This window comes from Caballeronia sp. LZ001, assembly GCF_031450875.1.
Lineage (GTDB): Bacteria > Pseudomonadota > Gammaproteobacteria > Burkholderiales > Burkholderiaceae > Caballeronia.
Genome location: NZ_JARTVX010000001.1, coordinates 296,506 through 310,537, shown reverse-complemented (window position 1 = coordinate 310,537; position 14,032 = coordinate 296,506). Strand labels below are relative to the sequence as shown.

16 protein-coding genes and 1 pseudogene are annotated in these 14,032 nt (G+C 58.5%); 10 read left to right on the top strand and 7 right to left on the bottom strand.

Features of this window, described 5'->3' with window-relative positions; translation table 11 throughout:
* The first annotated feature begins 14 nt into the window (after positions 1–14).
* The 3 genes from P9292_RS01330 to P9292_RS01320 all read left to right on the top strand — a co-directional run bounded on the left by P9292_RS01330 (position 15) and on the right by P9292_RS01320 (position 1,335).
* Positions 15–521: a hypothetical protein gene (locus tag P9292_RS01330; protein WP_309852730.1), complete on the top strand. Its 507-nt coding sequence runs from the start codon at positions 15–17 to the stop codon at positions 519–521.
* Positions 522–613: 92 nt separating this feature from the next.
* On the top strand, positions 614–799 hold the full coding sequence (locus P9292_RS01325) for a hypothetical protein (protein WP_309852727.1): 186 nt from the start codon (positions 614–616) through the stop codon (positions 797–799).
* Complete coding sequence (locus tag P9292_RS01320; protein WP_309852724.1) at positions 796–1,335, top strand: hypothetical protein; 540 nt, start codon at positions 796–798, stop codon at positions 1,333–1,335. The genes P9292_RS01325 and P9292_RS01320 overlap by 4 nt, the downstream gene beginning before the upstream one ends.
* A gap of 33 nt (positions 1,336–1,368) precedes the next feature.
* On the opposite strand, the gene P9292_RS01315 is transcribed toward P9292_RS01320, so the two are convergent.
* On the bottom strand, positions 1,369–1,623 hold the full coding sequence (locus tag P9292_RS01315; protein WP_309852721.1) for a hypothetical protein: 255 nt from the start codon (positions 1,621–1,623) through the stop codon (positions 1,369–1,371).
* Positions 1,624–1,642: 19 nt separating this feature from the next.
* Between P9292_RS01315 and P9292_RS01310 the strand changes: the two genes are divergently transcribed.
* The 6 genes from P9292_RS01310 to P9292_RS01285 all read left to right on the top strand — a co-directional run bounded on the left by P9292_RS01310 (position 1,643) and on the right by P9292_RS01285 (position 7,179).
* Positions 1,643–1,858, top strand: coding sequence for a hypothetical protein (locus P9292_RS01310; RefSeq protein ID WP_309852718.1), 216 nt, complete (start codon positions 1,643–1,645; stop codon positions 1,856–1,858).
* Between the two features lie 365 nt (positions 1,859–2,223).
* Complete coding sequence (gene ligD, locus P9292_RS01305; protein ID WP_309852715.1) at positions 2,224–4,170, top strand: DNA ligase D; 1,947 nt, start codon at positions 2,224–2,226, stop codon at positions 4,168–4,170.
* A gap of 279 nt (positions 4,171–4,449) precedes the next feature.
* The gene (locus tag P9292_RS01300) at positions 4,450–4,668 is read left to right on the top strand and encodes a ribbon-helix-helix protein, CopG family (protein ID WP_214884913.1); all 219 of its coding nucleotides are present in this window, start codon (positions 4,450–4,452) and stop codon (positions 4,666–4,668) included.
* Positions 4,662–5,027: a type II toxin-antitoxin system VapC family toxin gene (locus tag P9292_RS01295; protein ID WP_244832111.1), complete on the top strand. Its 366-nt coding sequence runs from the start codon at positions 4,662–4,664 to the stop codon at positions 5,025–5,027. The genes P9292_RS01300 and P9292_RS01295 overlap by 7 nt, the downstream gene beginning before the upstream one ends.
* Positions 5,028–5,675: 648 nt before the next feature.
* Positions 5,676–6,026 carry a hypothetical protein gene (locus tag P9292_RS01290; RefSeq protein ID WP_309852709.1) on the top strand — a complete coding sequence of 117 codons (351 nt, stop codon included), beginning with the start codon at positions 5,676–5,678 and terminating at the stop codon, positions 6,024–6,026.
* 526 nt (positions 6,027–6,552) lie between these two features.
* Complete coding sequence (locus tag P9292_RS01285) at positions 6,553–7,179, top strand: hypothetical protein (protein ID WP_309852706.1); 627 nt, start codon at positions 6,553–6,555, stop codon at positions 7,177–7,179.
* Between the two features lie 100 nt (positions 7,180–7,279).
* On the opposite strand, the gene P9292_RS01280 is transcribed toward P9292_RS01285, so the two are convergent.
* Together P9292_RS01280 and P9292_RS01275 are read right to left on the bottom strand one after the other, a co-directional pair.
* Positions 7,280–8,104 (bottom strand): tetratricopeptide repeat protein, encoded by an 825-nt coding sequence (locus P9292_RS01280; protein WP_309852704.1) that lies wholly within the window; start codon positions 8,102–8,104, stop codon positions 7,280–7,282.
* Position 8,105: 1 nt separating this feature from the next.
* Complete coding sequence (locus tag P9292_RS01275; protein ID WP_309852702.1) at positions 8,106–9,053, bottom strand: Ku protein; 948 nt, start codon at positions 9,051–9,053, stop codon at positions 8,106–8,108.
* Between the two features lie 83 nt (positions 9,054–9,136).
* Between P9292_RS01275 and P9292_RS01270 the strand changes: the two genes are divergently transcribed.
* On the top strand, positions 9,137–9,826 hold the full coding sequence (locus tag P9292_RS01270) for an SOS response-associated peptidase family protein (protein ID WP_309957823.1): 690 nt from the start codon (positions 9,137–9,139) through the stop codon (positions 9,824–9,826).
* A 199-nt stretch (positions 9,827–10,025) separates the two neighbouring features.
* Here the strand turns inward: P9292_RS01270 and P9292_RS01265 are convergent, their stop codons facing one another.
* From P9292_RS01265 to istA, 4 genes and pseudogenes are all read right to left on the bottom strand, one after another.
* On the bottom strand, positions 10,026–10,547 hold the full coding sequence (locus tag P9292_RS01265) for a DUF2726 domain-containing protein (protein WP_309852696.1): 522 nt from the start codon (positions 10,545–10,547) through the stop codon (positions 10,026–10,028).
* An 81-nt stretch (positions 10,548–10,628) separates the two neighbouring features.
* Positions 10,629–11,468: a CAP domain-containing protein gene (locus tag P9292_RS01260; protein WP_309852694.1), complete on the bottom strand. Its 840-nt coding sequence runs from the start codon at positions 11,466–11,468 to the stop codon at positions 10,629–10,631.
* A gap of 150 nt (positions 11,469–11,618) precedes the next feature.
* Positions 11,619–12,385, bottom strand: a pseudogene (istB, locus tag P9292_RS01255) (IS21-like element helper ATPase IstB).
* A gap of 2 nt (positions 12,386–12,387) precedes the next feature.
* Positions 12,388–13,965, bottom strand: coding sequence for an IS21 family transposase (istA, locus tag P9292_RS01250; protein ID WP_309852691.1), 1,578 nt, complete (start codon positions 13,963–13,965; stop codon positions 12,388–12,390).
* Positions 13,966–14,032: the final 67 nt, after the last annotated feature.

Sequence of the window (14,032 nt, the reverse complement as noted above, 5' to 3'; positions counted from 1 at the left end):
CGCGGCACCCGCGAATGCGCAAACGCAGCAGCCGCGCCCGCCGTTCCTGCGTGGCGCGTCTGCATTCGATACAGGCCGTCTGCGTCGCATCTGACGGCGGCCCAATTCTTTTCACTTCTTCACTGGAGCCTTCCATGGCCTATTCCTGCACCGATTTAGTCGACGATGTACTCAATGACATGGTGGTCCGAAGCTGGATCAAGCCCGACCAGTACGGACCCGACGACTCGCAAGCCCAATGCGATGCGGTGGTGGCCGCGATCGCCGACGCTGACGTGTCGCTGCGCCTCGCTGCTGACGCGAAGCAGTTCAATGCAGAACTGCTGGATGCGGTCGAAACGCTGACCGGCATCGCCGAACAGCATGGCGCGCTCGCCCTCGCGAACGTCGTCTATCTCCAGGCGGCCATGTTGAAGGGCGGGCTGATCGAGCTCACGCGCGACGAAGCGGAGAACTTCGATTTCGTCAGAGACCTGCCTTCGGGCGGTCGCTGGTGGCAAAGCGTCAAGCTGGTCGAGTAAGCGGCACAAATCGCCCTCCAATCTCGTTTCTCAACCCCTGCGGGCAAGCGACCCGCTGGGGTCGCTCCGCATTTTTTGTGTGGAGTGTTTTTATGTTTGAAGCAGCCAAGCTGGGCGCATCGCCCGAGCAGTTTCCCAACCTCGAAGCGGCGATTGGCTACATCGCCGGCACCGCGACGCACGCGGGTGAAGTTCGCCCGTGGGTTCGGAACGTCGATACGAAGGTCTTCCTGATCATCGGCGGCAGAGTGCAACCCCAAAACGGGGTCCGCCAATGACGCCGCCGTGGCTGGAGCAATACGCCAGTGGTCAGAAGACCGGCTATGCGCAAGCCTTTATGGCCTACGCTGACTACTACGGCGTTGATGGATCTGCCGATGACGATCCGGAAATCGAAGAACGGATCGCCATGCACCGGCAACCGCTCGTCGGTTATGCGCGGACGACCGGCAGCGAGCAGACGGTGTATTTCGAGGAGACTTCGCAGTTCGACGTCGATGCGCAAGCAGCATGCTTGTTCGTCACCTGCACCTACCACACTGCGTTCATGCTGGACACGCAGCATCGCGACGCAATCGACTCAGCGCATTTTTGGCTGAACGAGGGCATCGTGAAGTTGCCGACTGGCATGGCCCAGCGGTATCAGGAGATGGCAAAGCGCGGGCAGTACTTCTCGCGGCTCGCGCAGCGTCTGAACATGACGCCCGCTGACCTCGACGCGCATCTTGTTGCTCATGCGATCAGCGATACCGTCCACGACCAGTTGCTAGGCTATGACGCGAGGCAACTCAATCTCTTTGCAGAAGCGGCGTAGCAACCGCCCATCTACTTTCGAACACGTCCCGGGCTAAAACCCCGGGACGTTTTTCTTTCCGAGATCGAATTCGTCGAAGTTGGGCGCTGGCAGAATCTCACCGGGCTGCACGCCAAGCAATCGGAGGGCGTGCATCAGGGCAGCAGTCTCCCGCGTAAAATCCAGCACGATACGTTCACCTTCCATCGTCACCTCGGCGCGGGAGTGGACGCTAAAAGCATGAAGCGCAAGATTTAACGCGCGAGCGATTTCGCCGTCTCGCGTCCTCTCTTTAAAAATCGAAACCATGGCTGTCTCTGAGCATCATATGAAAGTTGAGTATCAAGAATGGACCATCGAATCCCAGCCGGAGCAGACTGGCCACTATCGGCATTCGCGGTGCTCGGTTGAGCGGCAGCCGTCTGAGGATCAGGCGGATGGGCAAATTTTTAATTTTTCCGACATCGGCTATTTTGACACTGCGAGCGCCGCACATCTGCGTGCGATCGGGTGGGCCAAAGCCTGGCTCGATGAAAACTTCTAACCGAGCATGCACCGGCGGGTTTTGACTTACCGTCTCGGCCATAGTATCGCGCCACCAACGGTGTGTGAGAGGACTGAAAGCGCTTCCGACAGCTCACTCCAGTTTCCAATCTGGGATTAGTTTTTGCTGGAACGTGCAACACGGGAGAAGATCATGCTCAGACTTTTTTTAGTGTGACGCTTGTGGCGGCGTTCTCCGGATGCGTGTCCGCGCCCCCTTATGGTTACGAGGATCCTGCATACGGCCCCGGCTACTATGCGCCCGGTCCCAGCATCGGCGTGGGCGTAGGAGGCGGCAGGTTCGGAGGCGGAGGCTGAGGTGGTGTCGGCGTAGGCGTAGGGTTCTGAGACGATCTCGCCCAACGAATGGCGAAACTATCCGTGCCCTCCCGTGCACCATCCAGTGCCGTACTTCCCGAGTCGATCGCCCCGCAACTAGCGACGCTCGCAAGTCGTCCGCCTACGAATGGCGTATGGTCCTATGAGATCAAGTTTGATGGCTATCGTCTGATGTGCAGGCTCGATAGCGGGCGCGTAAAGCTTATTACGCGAGGCGGGCACGATTGGACGAACAAGATGCCCGCGCTTGCGAACGCGATCGAGGCGATACCAGTCGATAATGCGTGGCTTGACGGCGAAGTCGTCGTACTCACCGAAAGCGGCGTTCCAGACTTCAACGCGCTTCAAAATGCGTTCGACCGCCGCAGCACGGCACAACTTACATTCTTCGCTTTCGACATTCCGTTTCTGAACGGGCGTGACCTACGGGCATTACCACTCGCGCAGCGCAGGCAATTGCTGGGCGAACTGATCGCCCGGACCCCGAGCGAGCGCGTCCGCTTCAGCGAGTCGTTCAATGAGGATCCGCAATCCTTGCTCGCATCGGCGTGCCAAATGCGGCTCGAGGGGATTATCGGCAAGCGCGCCGATGCGCCTTATCGCTCCGGTCGCTCGACGGCTTGGATCAAGCTCAAATGCCTGAGCAGGCAGGAATTCGTCGTGGGCGGCTATACGCGTCTCGCCGGTGCTAAAGCTGGCATACGGTCGCTTATGATCGGAGTGCACGAGCGAGACGGTAGCTTGCGTTTCGCCGGGACCGTGAAGGCAGAGTTGAAACCGCGCCCACTAGCCGAGCTCGAAGAGAGAGCGCGCGTGCTGGTTCGGCAAGATCCGCCATTCTATAACCCGCCGCAGCGCGAGAAGGATCGCGACTTCGTATGGATCGAGCCCGAGCTCGTTCTGGAAGCATCGTTCCTTGAATGGACGCCTGCGGGTGAGGTTCGTCACCCGGTTTTTCATGGCATGCGAGATGACAAGTCCGCCAATACCGTGACCGAAGAGACGGTAGTCGACATAGAGAAGCCGAAAAGTCAGAGCCTACGCAAAGGCGCGAGCCGCAGCACTCCCGGCCGCAGCGGGAATCTCATCGTCGCCGGCGTGAAAGTGTCGAATGCCGAGCGCGTCATTGACGACGTGACGCGCGTCACCAAAATCGATCTCGTTCGCTACTACGATACGATCGCCGAGTTTGCCTTGCCCTACCTCAAAGACAGACCGATATCGCTCGTGCGCGCGCCCGAAGGCATCAAATCCGAAATGTTCTTCCAGAAGCACGAGGAGCGTTCCAAGATCCCCGGCATCACGCGACTGCCGGTCTCGATGCATCCCGGTCATTCACCGTTGCTTGTTGTGGACCAACATGAAGCACTGATCGGCCTCGCTCAGATGAACGTCATCGAATTGCATAGTTGGAACGCTGTTCAGCCGGACCTCGACCATCCTGATCGTTTCATCCTTGATCTGGACCCTGACCCGGCGCTGCCGTGGCAGATGATGGTCGACGCCGCGAAGGTGTCCAAGGTGCTGCTCGATGAGATCGGACTCAAAAGCTTTATCAAGACAAGCGGTGGCAAGGGCTTTCATATCGTCGTGCCGCTGACCCGCCGACAGCAATGGAACGAAGTAAAAGCCTTTTCGCGCGCCGTCGCGCGCTACATGGCGCGCCTCATGCCCGAGCGATTCTCTGCTGTCCTCGGCCCAAAAAATCGAGTCGGAAAGATCTTCATTGACTATCTTCGCAACGGGAAGGGCGCCAGCACGGCGGCGGCGTACTCGGCGCGCGCCCGACCCGGGCTTGGCGTATCAATGCCGATCGCCTGGGAAGAGCTCGAGAGTGCCAGGGCGGCAGACCAGTGGACCATCCAGAATGCTGCGCAACGCGTCCAAACTCTGTCGGCGGATCCTTGGGACGGTTTTTTCAGAACGCGCCAAGGTATCACGGCTGCCATGCGACGGGCGGTTGGGCACGACTGACGGTGCACCGCGACATTTCGGGGCATACGATCATACCGGGCCGTGGCTTAACCGCCAACAGCCAGTTGAAGCGGGTCGGCCGAATTTATCCGCCGCCGCGCGACGCCGACGGCTCCGGTCACGGCCGCCGTCTGAGCTACGAAACCGAAGGGGGACGCGGCGTCGGATGCGCAACGCGTGACTAAATAACCGTCGCTTCTCTGCCGATAAACCGGACACACCGCTTGCGAAAGATCTTCGATTGATATACGATGTATATATCATGCAATGGAGGTGGTTATGAGTCGTATCCTGGTTGATCTGCCGGAGTCGCAGGTTGACGACCTCGCGGTGATTGTGGAGGCAGAACAGCGGCCACGCGCAGCCGTCATCCGCGATGCCATTGAGGCGTATATCTCACAGCGCAAGCGCGCGCTCGGAACCGAAGTATTCGGTCTGTGGAAGAGCCGGAAGACGGATGGCCTTGCGTACCAGCAGGAGCTTCGTTCCGAATGGTGAAGGCGCTCTTCGATACGAATATCCTCATTGACTATCTCAACGGGGTCAGCGCAGCCAAGAAAGAAATCGCCCGCTATGAGTATCGCGCGATCAGCGCGATCACCTGGATGGAGGTGCTGGTCGGGGCATCCGCAGAAGAAGACGCCGCGATCCGCGCATGGCTCGATTCATTTGATGTCATCGCGGTAGACAGTGCCGTCACCAATCGCGCCGTCGACATTCGCCGGGCTAAAAAGATTCGTCTTCCCGATGCGATCGTGTGGGCGTCGGCACAGGTTCACTCGCTGCTGCTCGTTTCGCGAAATACAAAGGACTTTCCAGCGGACGAGCCGGGTGTCCGCGTGCCGTACAAGATTTAGAAAAGCCGCATGATGTTTAAGCTATCGTGGGAAAACGAAGAACCGTCAACAGCGGAAGCCCATGTCGCATTTGATCGAAGTACGGCAGAGCAACGAGTTAAGGCAGCGCATGTGATATCGAGGGGATTGTTGGACATAATCGAATCGCTTGGGGATCGAGCGGACCTCGATCCAGTTGCCGACCGAGATTATGTGGATTCCTTGGTAAGCAAAATGAACAGCCGGAACCCCTCTATCGGTGACATTTGGATAGCGGCGCAACTTGTTCGCGAACACAAACTTCGTCAGAAACGAGCGCTTGTTAAAGCAAGGTCTATCGCCACTTGAAGCAACGGAAAACTATGAGCCTGCACGAAGATATGAAAGGGTTGCTCAGAGACGTGAATCGTGACGTGCGCCGTAGCGCATGGGCGTTGCTGGTTTCCGCGCTCGCGCTGCTGTTGTTCGCGGGATACGCACACGGCCACATTATTCCGCTACTCGAAACGCTTACGAGCGCGAACCTGTCCTTGTTGCGTCACGGCTCCGTCTTGGCGGTCGGCCTCGGGTTTGCATTGGCCGTCCAAAGTGGTCTGACTTTGACCAATCGCCATTTCGAAAGTGAGCAAGAGAGTCGCGATGCGGCTGGACTGATACCACGGAAAACAGATGAGCTTTGCGCAGTGGTTCAAACGGTCCTTTGGTGTGGGCGTCCCGGCAGAGTTCGAAGCATATCTAATCGCGCATCCCCACGGCGTCGAAAACGGATATGGACCGAGGCTCTGGACCGCTGAGGCAATCCAAGACGAGACCGATGATCGAAAACTAGCCGAGAAGGGCGTATGCCTTATCGGCGCATCTGACGAGACCCACCACATTCTCCTGCGAGCACGCGACGGTAAGGTTTTCATCGTTGATCCGATGGACTACCAAACGGTTGACGCGTGGTTCTCGGATGTCGATTCTTTGATTGGGCTTCTGCAGCTCGAACGAATTGAGAAACAGGAACACCAAATATGACGATCGCAAGAAAGAAGATGGCGCTCACCCTACGACAGCCTGTCCGACACTCAGCTCGATCAGCTTCAAGCAGCAAATCTCCGATACCACAATTTCTTGGGGCATGGTGGGAAGCTCGACGCGCAAGCCGAGTCGGACTGGCTTGCCTATGCGCATCTACTGACAGTTTCGCCTTCGGGTGAAGGCCGCGTGTCGGATGAATCGGCTGTCGAATTTCTCATAGCGGTGACGAGTTTGCCGCGAGAGGTTTGCATCGCATATCAGAACGCGTAACCAACGCCACCGAAGCCGAGGTAACTATGACGCACAACGTGAAGATTGTGATGTCCGCACGCAACGATGCATGAGGTAAGTAATAAATTTCGGAAGACACTTCTTAGGATAGTCAATGACTGAGCGCCGATCGAAAAGGAACCTTGCGTTGCGACTTGGCTTATGGGTTCTCTTCATCGCGCTTATCGCGGCGCTCGTGGTCTGGCTCGTTCCGGTCGGTTGGATCGGACGGCTCGTTTGACATAGGATAACAATGGCGATCGCACTTGAAGCCGCAAAGACAATCTACCGCCACGCTGTCGATCCGCGCGCGAGCGAGGGTGAAAGTTCGGCATGGTGGAATGAAGTCGCGGACGAAGTTCGCGAGGTGGTCGCTGCGCGTTCGTTGAATGAAGCGGCCGAAGTCATCCAGTGGCGGCACCATGACTGGACTGCGGTGTGCGATACGCCGCATGGCGCGGCAAAACGGATTCGAGCAGCGGCACGTGCGATTCGCTTGCGATCCAACCCAAAGGAAACAAAAAACGTGAGCACACAAGCTGAATCAGTTGCGGTTCAGGCTATGGCCGAGAAAATCGAGCGTCTGGAGAGAGAGCTTGCGAGCAAGCAGTCTGCGCCGCACCTTCCGTCACAGTTGGGCGACTTTGCCCGGATTCTGCGCAGTCATGGTATCGCCAAGGTTTTTCACGCTGGCAAGATCGACTCCATAGACGGCGGGACGGCCGCGGAAAGCCTGCGGGGAGCCGTCGAACAGTTTGGCCGTCGCGAGCACCTTACGCCTGAGTGCCAAGCGAGGCTCGTCAAAGAAATATCGGGATCGCTGTTCGATGTTACGGACGGCTTTGACGCTGTTAAGAAAGCTCAAGTACACACTTCGTAAATGCTTGAGGGGTGGGCTTCCAGCCGGGTTTGTTTGGTCTGCCTTTTCGTGTCTCGTTCTTGTCCCGGTTGGCACGCAACAACACATGTCCCGATCGCTTTTACGCATCCATCTGCGATTTGCAGTAAGCATTGAAGTGGCGGATCGCCTTCCTCGCCTCGCCAAGCTCCTCATAGATACGCGCGGCGTTAAAGTGGGCATCCGCGAAGTCTGACGCGCATTTGATGCAAAGATCGTAGGACTGTAATGCTTCCCGTAAGCGGCCAGAATCTTCCAATCCAACGCCGATGTTGAAGTGCAATACGGGATCGGTCGGTCGGTGGCGAAGGGCGTCGCGGTAGACCGCTATGGCGTCGTCGTACCGCTCTGTGTCGACGAGGATGCCGCCAAGATTCAGTGATGCGTCGGTATAGTCCGGGGCACGCGCAAGTGCTTCCCGGTATGCAGATTCGGCAGCGTCAATGTCCTCATCTTCGAGCGCTCGGGCGCGATGGAAGAGGTCGCTTGCCGCTTCCCGCACTCTGTTTGCCAACGGCGCCTGCAGCGAAGCGATGTTTGACGTGGCGGGCAGGCCGTCGAAATCCAGAAGCAATTGACCGGTCTCGGCATCCCACTGGCGGCTCGCATCGTCCCGCACGGCGACACGGTCGCCGACAGCCGCAATTCGCACACCGGTAAGCGCTCCCTGGTGGCCCCAGCTCTTGCGCAGATGATCAAGCGCGCGAACGATCTTCAAAGAAGACACGCCAGCCACGCGCAATGCCTGTGCGGTCCTAAGCAAGACGATGTCCTGGAACGTAAAGCGCCAGTCCCGCCGCTCGCCGTCTGGCGAAACAAAGCCGGCCGCAACAAGCTTCTCTACGACGCTTCGAGAAACGCCCAGCATGCGCTGAACGTCGCGAAGGCGGTAGCCATTGAGGGGCATGTCACCTCTTCGTGCCGGTCTTGCGTGCAGGTGCGGGTTGAACTTCGTTGGACGCGCGGCGAACCGAGCGGCGCTTCGTGGCCGCGGTTTGGTTTGCCACTTCCGGCTCCGGCTCGGCCGCTCGGGCTGTCTTTCGTACAGCGCGCGGTGCCGCTGCCGGCTGTACCGCGGTTGCTTTTTTCTTCAAGCTGGCCCGCAAAGCTTCTACAAGGTCGATGACCTGCGCGCCGGGCTGCTCGACGGCTGGCCCGGCGGTGATTTTGTTGCCCGCAATCTTTTTATCGATCTCCGCAAGGATTCGTTCCTTCTCCTCATCCTTGTACGCTGCCGCGTCGTAGCTGTCGCCGCGATACTGCTCAATCAACTGCTCGGCAAGCTGCAGCTCCGTCGGCTGGATTTCCGGTTGGTCGATGCCGATATCGGCCTGGGAGCGAACCCCATCGGCATAAAGCAAGGTCTGAAGAATCAAACCGTCGCTGCCGGCGCGAATCTGCACCATATGCTGCTTCCCCTTCCACGTCCAACGGGCTAAAGCGCAGGTGCCGCTATCTTTCATCGCCTCTTGTAGAAGGCGATACGGTTTGCCGCCGCGTTTGTCGGGGGCGAGATAGTAGGGTTTGTCGAGATAGATGGGGTCGATTGCCTCGGTGGGCATGAAGGACACGATATCGATGGTGTGGCTCGCGCTGGCCTCAAGTGCGTCAAGCTCCGACTTCTCAAAAATCACGTACCGCTCTTTCTCGAATTCATAGCCCTTGACCATGTCGGCGCGCTCGACGACTTTGCCATCGTGGGGGCAGACGTATTGCTGTTTAAGCCGGGTGCCGCAATCCTTGTGCATTAGGTTGAAGCCGACCCCTGTCTTGCTTTCGGTCGCGGTATAGACCTTAACGGGTACGGATACAAGGCCAAAACTGAGCGTCAGCGACGCAATCGAGCGGGCAGCCATAAGAACCCCTTGCGGTAGGTTTCTAGGCCGGCCACGTTCGCGCCTCGTTTAGGAGGCAGCGTCCTGCTCAGCGGCAAGGCCAAATGAGCAATTCGTGCAAAATAGGTGCCATGACGGAGGTCGCCGGTCAGACTCGGACGGCGGCGCCGAAGGACCGTTTCGACGTCTTCAGCCTCTTCCCTGTGCCGAATTTTGATTACAAGCCGGAGATCTACAAAGATTACGCTGCCCCGATCTTCCGCCGCATTGACCGTGACAATTCGACTGACGCGGCCAGCTTCGGGATTGTCCCGCGCAGATTCATCCCGCAAGGCGTGAAGGCGTTCGACACGATGAACGCGCGAGCTGAGTCGGTCGGGCAGAAGACGAGCTTCCGCTCCGCGTGGAACAAACTGCAGCTTGCTCTGATCCCGTGCCGGCGGTTCTACGAGCCGAATTATGAAACCGGCAAGGCTGTTCGTTGGCGGATCGGAATGGCGGACGAATCGCCGCTCGCGATCGCGGGGCTCTGGCGTGCATGGAAAGACCCGGCTGAGGAACGACATGAAGACCGTCGATCCGTTATCGAATGCAGAATGAAGCGAGTGGGCTGGGGGGTGGCCGCGGTGCCTAAGCCTGAAGTTGTTGCCGATGACGAGAAACTTGATTGCCCACACCGTTGCGAAGGCGCAGAAGCCAACACCGATTATCGCGATACAAGTGAGAAGGCGGCTGACGCGAGAAAGAAAGCATCACTGAGTGAAAGCCCTTCGGGCACGATACTCTCAAAATAACAGTAGGCGACGACGATCAGCCCCCCGAGAAGGAGGACTGCTTTCCATGCGATTGCAAACGATGCTTGAGTGAGGTCGATAAGTGACTTGATCGAATCGACGGGTTGCTTCTTGTTGTTTCCCATGGGCGATCTCTTTAAGTTTCATTGCGACGCGAGTTAGCTCGCATCATCTACAACGTATCAACGTTTCAGCAGAGTCAAGTAATGGACTTCTCGCCCGCTTCAGCGAAAAGAGAAGAGCCGACTGTGGAAAGGTTCGAACTCTTAGAGGGGAAGAACGCTGCGCGGATTTTTTGTAAGTCGGGCTTCGCTTTAGACTGGAACCGGATTGTCCGAATGCCAGCGCTAGAGAGGTATGCGTCACGCACCGCGTCACGTGCCGAATCGTGGGTTCGATCGTCAAGCTCAACGACTGCGAGGAGCGTCAGGTGCTTGTCGTACACCGCGTAGTCAAAGCGTTTCTGGGAGATCCGGCGTAAGTCGACCACCCTCTGTTTGCCGGTGGCGCGTGGCTGGATGATTGCGGACATCGCGACTTGCGGAAAAATGGAGGTCTCCGGCAGCGCGCGACGAAGTCGCTCAAAAAACTCCGTCTCGTTAGGAGTGAGCAATGGAACTGCTTTATATCTTGGTTTCGAAATGACTGCCTTGGTTGCGATGATGACGATCATTACGGTTAAAAGGACGATCACTGCAACTGGCAGGATATGGCTTTGCATGGTCTCACATGGTTATTTGATCAACGACAGGAAACTGACTTCCTAGACAATTCGAAAGCTCTGCTCTTCGGCGGAAGGCGCTTACTGAACTACTGGCGGCCGGACACCATAATTCGCCGCCTTCGCCTTCCCATCGCTGCTGGGTGCTGTAGTGAACGACCATGTCAGGTCGATCGGATGCGCAGGCGTGCCTGCCTCAAATGGGTCGGTCAGTACGCCGACTGCGTGCACCGTGTAGGCCGAGCTGGCAGTGAGCGGCGTGAATGGAATGCACATTGCGCCTGACGTTAGGTGCGAGTCATTTTGGGGCGTCTGCAGTTGGCATAGCACAGCGTTGCCGCTGCCGTCGGTTATGGTGATGTTCACCGAACTCAACTTCGAAAACAGCTTCCCCTCGATCGTCACTGGATAGCCGGTGTACGTTTGCGTGTACTGCGGCGCTGACGCGAATGGATCGGGATCCTCATACGCGTACCACTTCGTGGGAACACCTGTTTGACCAGCGTAGGGATAGGCAACAACCTGCGACGAGCGCAGGTCGGTCGTGCGGTTTCCGAAATTGATGTTGAACGCCCCCCACGTATTGCCGGTAACGCCGCCTATGCCCATGCGCGCGTAATCCTCCAGCATTCCCATACGGTGGTAGGGAGCGTCGAATATCAGTTGGACGGCGGTCAACGAGCTAACGAATGCACGCACATCGCCGGCAACCGTCACCTCCGAGGCGATGTTCGGGAAGCCCACGGCCGCGATGCGATCGAACGGAGACGCACCTGTATATCCGGGCAGGCCGACGGTTTCGTAATGACCCATCGACGAGTTCGCGACGAGGTAAGCAGCGTGATTTTGGGACGATGTAGTTAGTCCGTTGTCGACCACGATCGCTGTCGGGTAGCCGACGTTTTGCCGAACTGCATTCATAAACGCGACACCGTCTGCAATCGGGTCGCCAGTGGCTGAAACTCCTTGGGCAGTCAATGATGGTGGTAAGAACGTCACCTTTTGCCCCGATGGGCAGGTCAATTTCCTCCACTTGTGGGCGGCTAAATTCCCCCAGGCAGGACGAGCGGATTATGCGTCGGGTTCCTCATTGACGGCAAGTCTGGTGGCAGCTTCACGCAGGCGATAGCTCTTGCCTTCAAACTCCAGGAGCTTGGAGCGATGCAGTAGCCGGTCGAGAATCGTTGAGGCCATGGTGTTGTCGCGAAGGTAGCGCCCCCAGTCCTGGACGATGCGGTTGGATGTGACGAGAATGCTGCGGCGATGCTTGTATCGTTGGTGAACAAGGGTCTGCAGCAGTTCGGCTGCGGCATCAGGGATGCGTTTAGCGAGGAACAGATCGTCAAGCACGAGGAGTTCGGGCTCAACGAGTGCCTTGAGCAGCCGATCCTGATCGGCCCGTGTTTCCACCGCATAGCCGGCGAACACCGTGTCGGACTCGACATAGCGCACCTTCATTCCCTGCAGGGTAGCGTTATAGGCGATGGCCTTGGCGACATGGCTTTTGCCAGTGCCCGTTTTTCCGATCAGCAATGCGTTGTCGCTGTCGGTGACGAACTTCAGGGTGTGTAACTCGAAGCAAGCCTGACGCGGTACTTTCGATTGAAGGACCAGTCGAAGTCGCTCAGGGTTTTGCGCTCGTCCAGCCCGGACTGCTGGTATCGTCGTTCGAGCAACCGGGATTGCCGGCGATCGAGCTCGTCTTGCAGAATCATGGAGAAGGTTTCGAGGAACGGCTGCTGGCTGGCCTGGGCCTGCAGTACCCGGGTTTCGAGTGTCGCGCTGATACCCGACAGGCGAAGTTCGCGCAGCGCGCGGTCGATTTCGGCAAGGCTCATGCTCAAGAGATATCTCCGTGGTTTGATGGCATGGCGGCGCTGTGCTTAGCGCCGAGAGTGAACAGGTCGGCATAGTCATCGCCGTCCCGGATGAGGTGATGTTCCTGGGTCAAGGGCAGTTCGCCCTGGACGGGCGCGTCCAGTTCAGCCAGCGCCTGCTCCAGCAGACGCTCGGTCAGCGCCTTGACGTGCTTGTAGCTGGGCACGCCTTCTCTCATGGCGATCTCGCAGGCCGATTCGATCAGGCGGCGGGGATAGCGCCGGACCAGGCCGACGATGCCCCAGAGCTTGCGCTGACCGACCCGGCCTTCGGTGTCGAACAGATGCTGGCACAGGCGCTCGGCCGACGGCCCGATGGTCTTGGCCTGCGCGAGGATGCGGCGCGTTTCGCGGGAGGGATTGAACGGCCGCTCGTGCTGCGGTAGCAGCACCGTGCCCGGCCTGTCGGCCAGCATGTGAGTGCGCAGCAACGCCTGTGTCTGGAGGTTGCGGACTTCTAGGTGACGGGCAAATTTACGCACCAGTACCCGGCTGCCGATGGAAGCCGGTTGGGCTGCGTAGCTGCTGTGGTCTACCCGTACGCACGTGTCGTCGCAGACCATGTAGACTTTGTCGGTGAAGTATTCGAAGTTGCGCGTGGGCAAAGCGCGCAGATGGGGGCGCTCCTCCTCGAACATCGCCTGGACCTGGCGACGAGTGCTGCCGTGGATTCTTCTGGCCGCCCAGTTCGATTCCCATTGCTCGAGGAAGGCGTTCTGCTCCTCGATCGATTCAAACCGGCGTCCTTTCAGGGCCGTGCCCTGGGTATGCTGGATTGCGTTCTCGACAGTGCCCTTTCGATTCGGATCTCGTACGCGAGCCGGGTCCGCTACCACGCCGTAGTGAGCGAGCATGGCGGCATACACCGGATTGAGTTCCGGCTCGTACAGGTCCGGTTTGACAACGCCTTCCTTCAGATTGTCGAGGACGACGTATTGCGTAACGCCACCAAAGTGGCGCCAGGCCTGCTCGTGCAGTTCGGCCCAGACCTGCTTGCTGGACTTCCATACGACGCGGCGGAAGCAGCGCCGCGAGTAACGAAGCGTCATCACGAATAGCCGCGGCTTGCGGTAGCGGGTTGTGCCCGGCACCCGGGTCGGGGCTCCTTCGCCATAGTCAACCTGCGCTTCCTCGCCGGGCAGGAAGTCCAGCCGGTCAAACTGGGCGGGCTCATGATGACGCAATGTCCGCACGAACCGCTTGACGCTGTCATATCCGGCGGCGAACCCAAACCGGTCCACCAGATCCTGGTAGATGGCCATGGCGTTGCGCCGCAACCGCAAATGGGCTTCTATGAACTCGCGGTGTCGCTCGCAGGCCGATAGCTGGCTGCCCTTTGTCGGTGGGCAGGGTGGAGGAATTTGCAGCTCGGGGCCGGTGGGCACCGTGGGGGAATTTGCCTGCGCCGCCGCGAATTGCTCCTGATACTTACGGATCGTCTTGCGGTCAACGCCCGTAACCCGGGCAATCTCCCGCTGACGTTTGCCCGCGGCGACGAGCGTGGCGATGGTTGTTTGCAGATGCGGCTTCAAGACATTCACTCCAACAACCCCTCTTATTCATTCGAGGGGTGCAAGGTAACGTCCTGCCAGACCGCGCTAGCAACAT

Excerpts from the sequence above, each read along its gene's own strand:
- P9292_RS01330 (WP_309852730.1), top strand. The coding sequence starts at position 15 with ATGCGCAAACGCAGCAGCCGCGCCCGCCGTTCCTGCGTGGCGCGTCTG.
- P9292_RS01270 (WP_309957823.1), top strand. The coding sequence starts at position 9,137 with ATGAGCAATTCGTGCAAAATAGGTGCCATGACGGAGGTCGCCGGTCAG.
- P9292_RS01260 (WP_309852694.1), bottom strand. The coding sequence starts at position 11,468 with ATGAATGCAGTTCGGCAAAACGTCGGCTACCCGACAGCGATCGTGGTC.
- P9292_RS01325 (WP_309852727.1), top strand. The coding sequence starts at position 614 with ATGTTTGAAGCAGCCAAGCTGGGCGCATCGCCCGAGCAGTTTCCCAAC.
- P9292_RS01280 (WP_309852704.1), bottom strand. The coding sequence starts at position 8,104 with ATGCCCCTCAATGGCTACCGCCTTCGCGACGTTCAGCGCATGCTGGGC.
- P9292_RS01295 (WP_244832111.1), top strand. The coding sequence starts at position 4,662 with ATGGTGAAGGCGCTCTTCGATACGAATATCCTCATTGACTATCTCAAC.
- P9292_RS01315 (WP_309852721.1), bottom strand. The coding sequence starts at position 1,623 with ATGGTTTCGATTTTTAAAGAGAGGACGCGAGACGGCGAAATCGCTCGC.
- P9292_RS01290 (WP_309852709.1), top strand. The coding sequence starts at position 5,676 with ATGAGCTTTGCGCAGTGGTTCAAACGGTCCTTTGGTGTGGGCGTCCCG.
- P9292_RS01285 (WP_309852706.1), top strand. The coding sequence starts at position 6,553 with ATGGCGATCGCACTTGAAGCCGCAAAGACAATCTACCGCCACGCTGTC.
- P9292_RS01275 (WP_309852702.1), bottom strand. The coding sequence starts at position 9,053 with ATGGCTGCCCGCTCGATTGCGTCGCTGACGCTCAGTTTTGGCCTTGTA.
- P9292_RS01310 (WP_309852718.1), top strand. The coding sequence starts at position 1,643 with ATGAAAGTTGAGTATCAAGAATGGACCATCGAATCCCAGCCGGAGCAG.
- P9292_RS01300 (WP_214884913.1), top strand. The coding sequence starts at position 4,450 with ATGAGTCGTATCCTGGTTGATCTGCCGGAGTCGCAGGTTGACGACCTC.
- P9292_RS01265 (WP_309852696.1), bottom strand. The coding sequence starts at position 10,547 with ATGCAAAGCCATATCCTGCCAGTTGCAGTGATCGTCCTTTTAACCGTA.
- P9292_RS01320 (WP_309852724.1), top strand. The coding sequence starts at position 796 with ATGACGCCGCCGTGGCTGGAGCAATACGCCAGTGGTCAGAAGACCGGC.
- ligD (WP_309852715.1), top strand. The coding sequence starts at position 2,224 with ATGGCGAAACTATCCGTGCCCTCCCGTGCACCATCCAGTGCCGTACTT.